The following is a 9,038-nucleotide window of genomic DNA, read 5'->3' on the forward strand; positions in this document are numbered from 1 at the left end:
CCCCGTCAATGATTGGCGGGGCTTTTTGCTGTCTGGCGGCAGGCGAGTTCAGATGACCTGGCCGCCGGAGACTTCGATGCGCTGGGCGGTGATCCAGCGGTTGTCGTCGCCGAGCAGGCTTGCGATCATCGGGCCGATATCGTCGGGCACGCCGACGCGGCCAAGCGCGATCATGCCGGCGAACTGGCTGTTGAGGTCGGGCATGTCGCGGACGGCGCCGCCGAGGAAATCGGTTTCGATGGCGCCGGGCGCGACGGTGTTGACCGCAATGCCGCGGCTGCCGAGTTCCCTGGCGAGGTAGATGGTGAGGATCTCGATTGCGCCCTTGGCGGCCGAATAGGCGGAGAAGCCGGGATAGGAGACACGGGTGAGGCCGGAGGAAAAGTTGACGATGCGGCCGCCATCGGCAAGCAGCGGCAGCAGCGCCTGGGTGAGGAAGAACACGCCCTTGACATGGACGTCGAACAGCGCGTCGAACTGCGCCTCGGTGGTCTCGGCAAACATTGCCATTTCGCCGTGGCCGGCATTGTTGACGAGGTGGTCGAAGCTATCGCGCCGGAACTTGTCGTGCAGCGCCTTACGGACCTGATCGGCGAAGGCGGGGAAGGTTGCGACATTGCCGACATCGAGCGGCAGGGCGACAGCCTTGCGGCCCATGGCTTCGATTTCGCCGACCACGGCTTCGGCCTCGGCCTTGCCGCTGCGGTAGGTCAGGATGACATCGCCGCCATGGCGGGCGATGCTGACAGCCGCGTTGCGGCCGAGGCCGCGGCTGGCGCCGGTGACGATTGCAATCTTGCTCATTTCGAAACTCCTTCGTGGTGTGTTGGTGCGACGATCGGAAAAGACGGGCGAGGCCCGTTGCTCGAAGCGCCTGACATTTTGCCTATTTCGCCGAATCCTGTACCGGCATGGGAGATTTCAGTCATCGAAGACCTCCTTGCGTTCGGCGATCCGCTGCGATCAAGCGTCTCGTCTCTCTGACGGTGTGACTATCTCAGAGGGAAGGCGGGTGGTGTTGCCGGAATCGCTAGGGATATTGCCTAAACCTCCAATTTCGGCTTAGGGTAGCTCGACTGCAGGAGAGGCCAGGGCATGACAGAGACGCTATTGGAAGCTGTTCGCCGCTACACCGAGACCCATGCCGATCTCTCCGGGCTGGCGCGCACGCCGATTCCAGGCCTTGCCACCATCCGCGCGACGATGCCGAGCGACATGCAATATGCGATCTCCAAGCCGCTGGTGGCGCTTGTCGTGCAGGGTGCCAAGCGCGTGACGATGGGCGATGACGTGTTCGATTTCAGCTCCGGAGACTCGCTGCTGATCACGGCCGATGTGCCGACGGTGAGCGAGATCACCGCGGCAAGAGTCGGCCGGCCCTATTACTCGCTGGTGCTCGACCTCGACCCGGCACTGATCGCCGAGCTCAGCGTCGAGATGAAGCTCGCCCGGGTGGTGGATGCCGCGCCGGTGCGCGTCGAGCCGACCGATACGGAAGTGGCGGATGCGGCGCTGCGGCTGATGCGCCTGCTCGACCGCCCGGCCTCGGTGCCGGTGCTGCAGGCGCAGCTGGTGCGGGAGATGCATTACTGGCTGCTTGCCGGCCGGCACGGCACGGCGATCCGCCGGCTCGGCTGGCCGGATGGCCATGTGCGGCGCGTGGCGCGGGCGGTGGCAGTGCTACGCGCCGAGTTCGCCGAGACCGTGCCGGTGGAGAGGCTGGCTGCGGTGGCAGGCATGAGCCCATCCTCCTTCCACCAGCACTTTCGCGCCGTCACCTCGCTCTCGCCCCTGCAATTCCAGAAGCAGCTGCGGCTGATCGAGGCGCGGCGGTTGATGCTTGCCAAAGGTGTCCCAGCCAGCCACGCCGCCTTTGCCGTCGGCTATGAGAGCGTGCCGCAGTTCACCCGGGAATACGGCCGCATGTTCGGCCTGTCGCCGGTCAGGGACATGAAAACGGCGCGGGACCGGGGGCCGGTGGCGGCTTAGAGCGGCATCCACCAACGGCCCTCATCCTGAGGCGTGTAGCCCGTAGGGCAGAGCCTCGAAGGGCACGCCGCAACGCTGCTCTCTGCATCCATCTGGCGCCGGCGCACACGCCTCGTCCTTCGAGGCCCCTCAGGGTAAGGTTCTCTTGGGCGCTGCCGCTCCTCGGTCCAGTACACCCTCAATCCCGCGCCGTCGGATATTCGATTGCACTCGTGGCGCATTGGCGATGACATGCCAGGCTATCTGGCGAGCGCCAGTATCAATGTGTGCGTCTCAATCATCGGAATGTGCATTGCGGCTGTTATAATCATAGCCCAAACGGCAACCGAGAACATTACCGCCGCAATCCTGATTCCGACTGGCGTCATTATTTTCTCCATCCCAAGTACAGCGTGTCGCTCCTCTGACAATTGTGATGCTAGCAAGGCAGAGGTCGACCCGATATCGCGAGATTTCGGTATATTCCGACGTGCAGCGACACGGGGGCATCTCAGGATGAGGTGCGGGAAAAGGCGCGGTTGAAGGCGGCTTCGGTGGCATAGCCGGCGTCGTAGGCGATCGCCGCGATCGGCTGGCCTGAGGTGGCGAGCGCCACGCTTGCGAGATAAAGCCGCCAGTCCCGGATATAGCGGATCGGCGATGTCGAAAGCATCGCCTGGAAGCGTTCGGCCAGCGCGCTGCGCGACATTCCCGATGCCGCGGCCAGTTGCTCCAGCGACCAGTCGCGTTTGGGGTCGTCGTGGATGAGGGAGAGGCAGCGCGACAGCGCCGGATCGGCGAGCGCTGCCAGCCAGCCGATCGCATGCGGCTCGGCCATCATGATCTGGTGCCTCAGGATTTCGATGAAGATAATTTCCGTCAGTCGCGGCAGCATCGAGACGCCGCCGGCCCGTGGCCTGTCGACCTCCTCGACCATCTGGCGGATGGTGGCGCGCAGCCAGTCACCGTCATTGGCGGCCCGCGTTCTGACATGGATAAGGCTCGGCAGGGACTGCCGAAGCGGCGCGAAGCTCAGCCCGTCCCACTGCAGATAGCCGCAGAGAAGACGCACGCCTTGTGTCTCGTCGCCGTAACGCAGCACGGGAATCTCACGCCATGGCTTCTGCGGCAGATCGCGGGTCGGCAGTACCAGCATGCCGTCTCTGCCTGCGCCGAGCTGATGGCCGGTGCCGAAGGGGAAGACCAGTACGTCGCCTGCTTCCAGATACGTCTCTTCGCCTTCCGTTTTCAGCCAGCAGCTGTCGGCGGCGACGATGCGAAACGGCATCGTGCCCGAGGCCTTTGCCGAAAGGCTTGCGAGCGAGGGCGTGGCATCCGTCTGCCAGTCGCCGGTCGGCATGAAGCAGAATTGCAGCGATCCCGACAGGCGGATCGTCGAGAGCAGCGCCGAAAGCACATCGTCACGCGCCACGCCGCCGGCATCGTCTGGATTTTCGGACAAGGCTTCACGCATCCCGGCCAAATACGCGCGTCGCGCGTCCTCCTATCATCGACACGTTCACTGCAACTCGATTGGGAGAATACTATGCAAACTCAATGCGACAAACTGGTCGTGCTCGTGACCAAAGGCATCGAATCCCTCCGTTGCCTTCACCATTGCCCATGGCGGCATCACCGCCGGGCTGAAGGTCTCGGTATTCCTCACCAGCACCGGGATCGACCTGGTGCGCAAGGGTGGCCAGCGCATGACGCATGTGCCGCCGCTCGAACCGCTCGCGAGCCTGATCGAGAATTTCCAGCAGCGCGGTGGCATGATCTGGGCCTGCCCGCCCTGCGTGACTTCCCGCGGCTACAATAAGGAAGATTTGCTCGACGGCGTCGTCATCGTCGGCGCCAGCGCCATGCATGCCGAGATCAAGGAAGGTGCTGCGACGCTGTCGTTTTGACCGGGGAAAGCCGGGTTGGGCGGGCGTTGAGGAAAGCGTCTTACACCGGCATCCCGAAACTTTGATGATCTGCGGCATTCTTGCGCTCGGAAATATACTTGTGTGATTGGGTCGATATACATGCGATACTGCATGATGAGGGCGGCGCGGGCTTTCGGGGGCTTCAATGACATGCGTGAAGGTCAATGAACTGCTATCGGTGGCGGGGCAGCCCGACGCCGCAGCCTTTGCCGCTTTCGCCGCAGACGGCTTTGCTGCCGTCATCAATGCCCGGCCTGATGGCGAGGAGCCGGGCCAGCCGGGCAATACGGCGGAAAAAGCTTCGGCCGCGGCCGCCGGGCTTTCCTACAGTTTCGTGCCGGTGAAGGGGTCCGAGATCACCGAGGCCGATATCTTCGCCTTCCAGGCGGCGATGGCGCAAGCGAAGGGGCCGGTCGTCGCCCATTGCAAGAGCGGCACGCGGGCGCTGACGCTCCATGCGCTGGGCGAGGTGCTCGACGGGCGAATGAAGCCCGGGGATGTCGAGGCCTTCGGTCAAAACCTCGGCTTCGATCTTGCCGGTGCGCGCAGCTGGCTGGAGAAGCGGACAAGGCAGGCGCCACATGTGAAGGCCTTCTTCGAGCCCCGCACCTGCAGCGTGCAATATGTGGTTTCCGACCCAGCGACGAGACGCTGTGCCATCATCGACCCGGTGCTCGATTTCGACGAGATGTCGGGGGCGACGGGGACGGCCAATGCCGATGCCATCCTCGCTCATGTCGAAAGCGAAGGGCTGACGATCGAGTGGATCCTCGACACCCATCCGCATGCCGATCATTTCTCCGCCGCGCATTATCTGCATGAGAGGACCGGCGCGCCGACCGCAATCGGCAGTCATGTCACCGACGTCCAAAAGCTCTGGAAGGAGATCTATAACTGGCCGGCGCTTGAAACCGACGGCTCGCAATGGGACCGGCTTTTTGCCGATGGCGACACCTTCGAGATCGGTGCGCTTAAAGCCCGCGTGATGTTTTCGCCGGGCCATACGCTTGCCTCGATTACCTATCTGATCGGCGACGCCGCCTTCGTGCACGATACGGTGTTCACGCCGGATTCGGGCACGGCGCGCACGGATTTCCCGGGCGGCGGTGCTGCCGCCCTCTGGCAGTCGATCCAGGCCATCCTGTCGCTGCCCGAGGAAACTCGTCTGTTTTCCGGCCACGACTACCAGCCCGGCGGCCGGCATCCGCGCTGGGAAAGCACGGCGGCGGCGCAGAAGCGCGCCAATCCACATATTGCAGGCATCGACGAGGCCGCTTTCGTGGCGCTGCGCCAGGCGCGCGACCGCACGCTGCCGAAGCCGAAGCTTATGCTGCACGCGCTGCAGGTGAATATCCGCGGCGGGCGGCTGCCCGAGCCGGAGGGAAATGGCAGGCGGTATTTGAAGATTCCGCTGGATGCGTTGTAGGGCGGCCGGTGCTGGCAACCGCCGCATCGTTCAAAGCGCGTTTTCTATATCGGTCCTAACGAAGTCGTCCCCCACGAATAGTAGCCGGCATCCATGTTCCCTAGCTACCTCATAGGCGAAGCAGTCGCCGAAGTTCAGGCTGGCGGGATGGGCGCCTTTGCCCCAGGTGCGGTAGGCTTCGGCGATGCGGCGGGCGGAGGCAGGGGTGATGGCGACGATTTCGAAGCCGAGGCCGTCGATCAGTTGTTCCATCTCATCGCCGACGTTGCGACGGGCCGAGATGATCAAGGCTTCGGCGACCGTGCCGGCGGAGATCAGGAGATCATCCTCGGCTTCGAGGACGGCAATCAGGGCATCGGCTTGTGGTTCGCCAAGGACGATCGCCATCAGGGCGGAGGTGTCGACGGCGATCATTCGGGCAGGCCGTCATCGCTATAGAGGAAATCCTGGCTGCGTGCGGCCGGCGGCCCATCTGCGGCTTTGGCAATGGCGGAGGCCCGCACCGCTTCCATGAGCGTCCGGCGGGATTTCCGATCGGGCGCTGCCCTCATCGGAACCAGTTTCACGGCGGCATGACCGTGCCGGGTGAGAATGACCTCGTCCCCGGCTTCGGCACGCCGGACCAGTTCGGTCAATTGCCCCTTGGCATCCGTCACAGACACTCGCATCGTTCGCACTCCCCAGGACCAGTGCAACCCAGTTTCTTCTGGAAAATTAGACCATTCGCTGGACCATATCAACGGATAATTTTCGCAAGTCCCGCTGGCGCGGGGACAGTTCGCGCACCGAACTGCGGCATGAAGCCATGCAAGCGTCGTCAGCATGGTGGGTTCGATCGGCTTCGTCGGCCTCGTCATCCCCCATGCCGCCCGCTTCCTCGTCGGACCGGCGCATAGGCGGCTGCTGCCGGCAACGGCGCTCGGCGGCGCGATCTACATGGTCGGCGCCGATATCATTTCGCGCATCATCCTGCCGATCGGGGTCGTCACCGCGCTCTTCGGCGCACCGGCCTTCGCCGTCATCCTCTATCGTGTGCGGGGGAAGGCATGAGCATCAGCATCGACGAGGTGAGCTTTGCCGCCGGTAATATCGTTATCGTCAACGGCGTCAGCCTGACGGTGGCAAAGGGCAAGGTGCTCGGTCTGCTTGGGCCGAACGGTTCCGGCAAATCGAGCCTTCTCAGATTGATCTGTCGGCTGCGCAGGGTTCGCAGCGGCATCATCCGGCTGGGTGAGGACGACATTTCCTCGCTACCGCGCGCAGCGCTTGCGCGTCGCGTCGCCTTCGTCGAGCAGCAGTCGACGACCGATACGCAGTTGACCGTGCGCGACGTGGTGCGGCTCGGCGGCACGCCGCATCGCGGGCTGTTGTCGTCCTGGGGTGCCGGAGACGACGCCGCCGTCGACGAGGCCCTGTTGCGGGTGGGCATGCAGGAGAGGGCGGGCCAACTCTGGCAGACGCGGGCGGCGAGCATCAGCGCATCCATATTGCCAGATCGCTGGCGCAGGCGCCGAGCGAACTGCTACTCGACGAGCCGACCAACCATCTCGATATCCAGCATCAGCTCGACATTCTCTCGCTGATCTCGAAGCTCGGCATCACCTGCATCGTCGCGCTGCACGATCTTAATCTGGCGGCGATGTTCTGCGACAGGCTGGCGGTGCTTCAGAAAGGCGAGATCGTTGCCTCCGGTGCGCCCGAGGTTGTGCTGACCGAGGATACGGCCGGGTCTTCGGCGTTCGCGCCCATGTCCAGAAATCGGCCGTGCACGGCCGGCATTATATCCAATACGTCATGGATTGATGGATGCCCGGGAATTTCGATCTCATGGAGGAGATCGGCGATTATTGGTCGAGACGGCCGGAGACCTTCGACCTCGCTTTTCGGCCATAGGATCGCCAGGGGTCACGAGGCCGGCGCTGTCTTGGACCCCTTTCTCTTCATGCATGCCGTCCTGCCAAAACCGCTGGGCATTTTCCGGCGACATGCATGATCTAAAGCGGCGGAAACCGCATTGCCTCTCGCAGCAGCTCGATGGCCTCTGAGACCGAAGGCCCTCTGATCGGCGGCGGCTCTGCGCGTTCGCAGAACTCGCGCCAGACAAACAGCGTCAGTTCTGCGCCATCCGTTGCAGTTTCCCCCGGTCCTTCTGCAAAATTCTCGAGCAGGCGATATCGAGCGTCCTTCCAGAACAACTCCTCCACCCAGTCATATATCGGGATCACATGGAAGTGGATCGGATAACTGGGCATGTGCCCGTACCGGCCGATATAGACGCGCTGAGCATTCAATTGCCGTTTCAGCGTGCTCTGAGCCCTTGCAAGCAACGGGCCGAATTCGGCCAAAGCGTCTTCGGGCAGATCCGACAGATCGTTGGTGTCGGTCTTGGAACTGATCATGAGGTAACCGGGAAGGGCGGAGTTCATGCGGTGGTTCACAAGCCATCCGGCCGTCTCGACAACGTGAAAGTGCTGAGGGATCTCCACGGACTGCCTCTTATCCTGATGCACCCTTCAGGGGCTTCGATGAATTCAACTAGAGACCGGTATCTTGGCGTGGTGCGAAAGGACGCTGTAACACATTGGATTGCTGCATCATTTTATTCTTAAATCCTCTCCGATTTAAGGTATGGGTTGAGATAGCAGCCGGCAACGGTTATTTGGTGCCGACCTGCAAGCGGACTCTCCGCGAACGACAAGGTGCATAGCTCCCATGATCCCCGATTTCCTCGTCACCCATTCCGGTGGCTTTCATGCCGATGAATTGCTGTCGAGCGTCATCCTGACCCGGCTTTTCCCGCAGGCTCGTATCGTTCGCAGCCGCGCGCCGGAGTGGATCACGCCGGGCGAAGACCGGATCATCTATGATGTCGGCGGATCCTATAACCCTGCTGCCGGGATATTCGATCACCACCAGCGCGGCGCGCCGCTGCGCGAGGATGGCCAGCCCTACAGCTCGTTCGGGCTGATCTGGAAGCATTACGGCCGTGACTATCTCGCAGCCTCCGACCTTCCCGAAGCGCATGTCGAGGCGATGCATGGCTCTTTCGACGACGGCTTCGTGCTGCCGATCGATCTGACTGATAATGGCGCGCTCAGCCCATCCGGGCCGCTGGCCGGGCTGACGCTGCCGGTGCTGCTGGAAACCCTGAAACCGGTTTTCGACGAAGCGGACCCTGAGGCCGACGATCGTGCCTTCCACGCAGCCCTTGCCATTGCCCGCAGTTTCGTCGAGGCCAGGATCGCCCAAAGTGCCGCAAAATTGCGGGCCGAGGCGATCGTGCATCGGGCAATCGAGGCCGCGGGGCAGGGGCGTGTTCTGGAATTACCGAGGGGCATGCCCTTCCGTCCCGCCATCGTCAAGGCGGGCGCCGATCACCTGCTGTTCGTCGTTCACCCGCGTGAAAAGGATTGGTGCGTGACCGGCATTCGCCGCGCCGAGGAAGGGTTCGAGCTCCGGGCCGACCTTCCGGCGGCCTGGGCCGGGCTCACCAATGGTGCACTGGAGGCGGTTTGCGGCATCGAAGGCGCAAGCTTCTGCCACAACGGCCGCTTCATCGCCGCCGCCAGGACGCGGGAGGCCGCTCTCGCCATGGCCGAACTGGCGGTAAAGGAGGCGCTTTCGATCGGGGCACAGTCAAATGGCGGCCGCTGAGGTCGCATTGAAGGTCATCAGTCCGACATTGAATGATATTTCCTCAGCTTCGCCGTCTGCGT

Annotated in this window: 8 protein-coding genes and 3 pseudogenes; 6 read left to right on the forward strand and 5 right to left on the reverse strand. The window is 63.1% G+C overall.

What is annotated here, in order from left to right:
• Positions 1-48 precede the first annotated feature (48 nt).
• On the reverse strand, positions 49-804 hold the full coding sequence (locus tag RWJ89_RS05175) for an SDR family NAD(P)-dependent oxidoreductase (protein ID WP_168285143.1): 756 nt from the start codon (positions 802-804) through the stop codon (positions 49-51).
• Between the two features lie 291 nt (positions 805-1,095).
• On the opposite strand from RWJ89_RS05175, the gene RWJ89_RS05180 reads away from it, so the two are divergent.
• Positions 1,096-1,989 carry an AraC family transcriptional regulator gene (locus RWJ89_RS05180; protein ID WP_222043169.1) on the forward strand — a complete coding sequence of 298 codons (894 nt, stop codon included), beginning with the start codon at positions 1,096-1,098 and terminating at the stop codon, positions 1,987-1,989.
• 490 nt (positions 1,990-2,479) lie between these two features.
• Here RWJ89_RS05180 and RWJ89_RS05185 read toward each other — a convergent pair whose 3' ends face one another.
• A complete protein-coding gene (locus RWJ89_RS05185; RefSeq protein WP_222043170.1) occupies positions 2,480-3,442 on the reverse strand; it encodes an AraC family transcriptional regulator in 963 nt (320 codons plus the stop codon).
• Positions 3,443-3,514: 72 nt separating this feature from the next.
• On the opposite strand from RWJ89_RS05185, the pseudogene RWJ89_RS05190 reads away from it, so the two are divergent.
• Positions 3,515-3,875: pseudogene (locus RWJ89_RS05190) on the forward strand (DsrE family protein).
• A 166-nt stretch (positions 3,876-4,041) separates the two neighbouring features.
• The gene (blh, locus tag RWJ89_RS05195; protein ID WP_222043171.1) at positions 4,042-5,322 is read left to right on the forward strand and encodes a bifunctional sulfur transferase/dioxygenase Blh; all 1,281 of its coding nucleotides are present in this window, start codon (positions 4,042-4,044) and stop codon (positions 5,320-5,322) included.
• A gap of 30 nt (positions 5,323-5,352) precedes the next feature.
• Here blh and RWJ89_RS05200 read toward each other — a convergent pair whose 3' ends face one another.
• Together RWJ89_RS05200 and RWJ89_RS05205 are read right to left on the reverse strand one after the other, a co-directional pair.
• Positions 5,353-5,736, reverse strand: a complete 384-nt coding sequence (locus RWJ89_RS05200) for a type II toxin-antitoxin system VapC family toxin (protein WP_222043172.1) — start codon at positions 5,734-5,736, stop codon at positions 5,353-5,355.
• Positions 5,733-5,990, reverse strand: a complete 258-nt coding sequence (locus tag RWJ89_RS05205) for a type II toxin-antitoxin system Phd/YefM family antitoxin (protein ID WP_017961033.1) — start codon at positions 5,988-5,990, stop codon at positions 5,733-5,735. Before RWJ89_RS05205 ends, RWJ89_RS05200 begins: the two co-directional genes overlap by 4 nt.
• Before the next feature lie 139 nt (positions 5,991-6,129).
• On the opposite strand from RWJ89_RS05205, the pseudogene RWJ89_RS05210 reads away from it, so the two are divergent.
• Together RWJ89_RS05210 and RWJ89_RS05215 are read left to right on the forward strand one after the other, a co-directional pair.
• Positions 6,130-6,372: pseudogene (locus tag RWJ89_RS05210) on the forward strand (iron chelate uptake ABC transporter family permease subunit); the annotation flags it as partial.
• A pseudogene (locus RWJ89_RS05215) lies at positions 6,369-7,125 on the forward strand (ABC transporter ATP-binding protein). The pseudogenes RWJ89_RS05210 and RWJ89_RS05215, both read left to right, overlap by 4 nt.
• 191 nt (positions 7,126-7,316) lie before the next feature.
• Here the strand turns inward: RWJ89_RS05215 and RWJ89_RS05220 are convergent.
• Positions 7,317-7,808, reverse strand: a complete 492-nt coding sequence (locus RWJ89_RS05220) for an HIT family protein (protein ID WP_077978599.1) — start codon at positions 7,806-7,808, stop codon at positions 7,317-7,319.
• Between the two features lie 226 nt (positions 7,809-8,034).
• Between RWJ89_RS05220 and RWJ89_RS05225 the strand changes: the two genes are divergently transcribed.
• Positions 8,035-8,976 (forward strand): MYG1 family protein, encoded by a 942-nt coding sequence (locus tag RWJ89_RS05225; protein WP_077978598.1) that lies wholly within the window; start codon positions 8,035-8,037, stop codon positions 8,974-8,976.
• Positions 8,977-9,038: the final 62 nt, after the last annotated feature.

It is taken from the genome of Rhizobium sp. 10PS4, assembly GCF_032464805.1.
Lineage (GTDB): Bacteria > Pseudomonadota > Alphaproteobacteria > Rhizobiales > Rhizobiaceae > Rhizobium > Rhizobium laguerreae.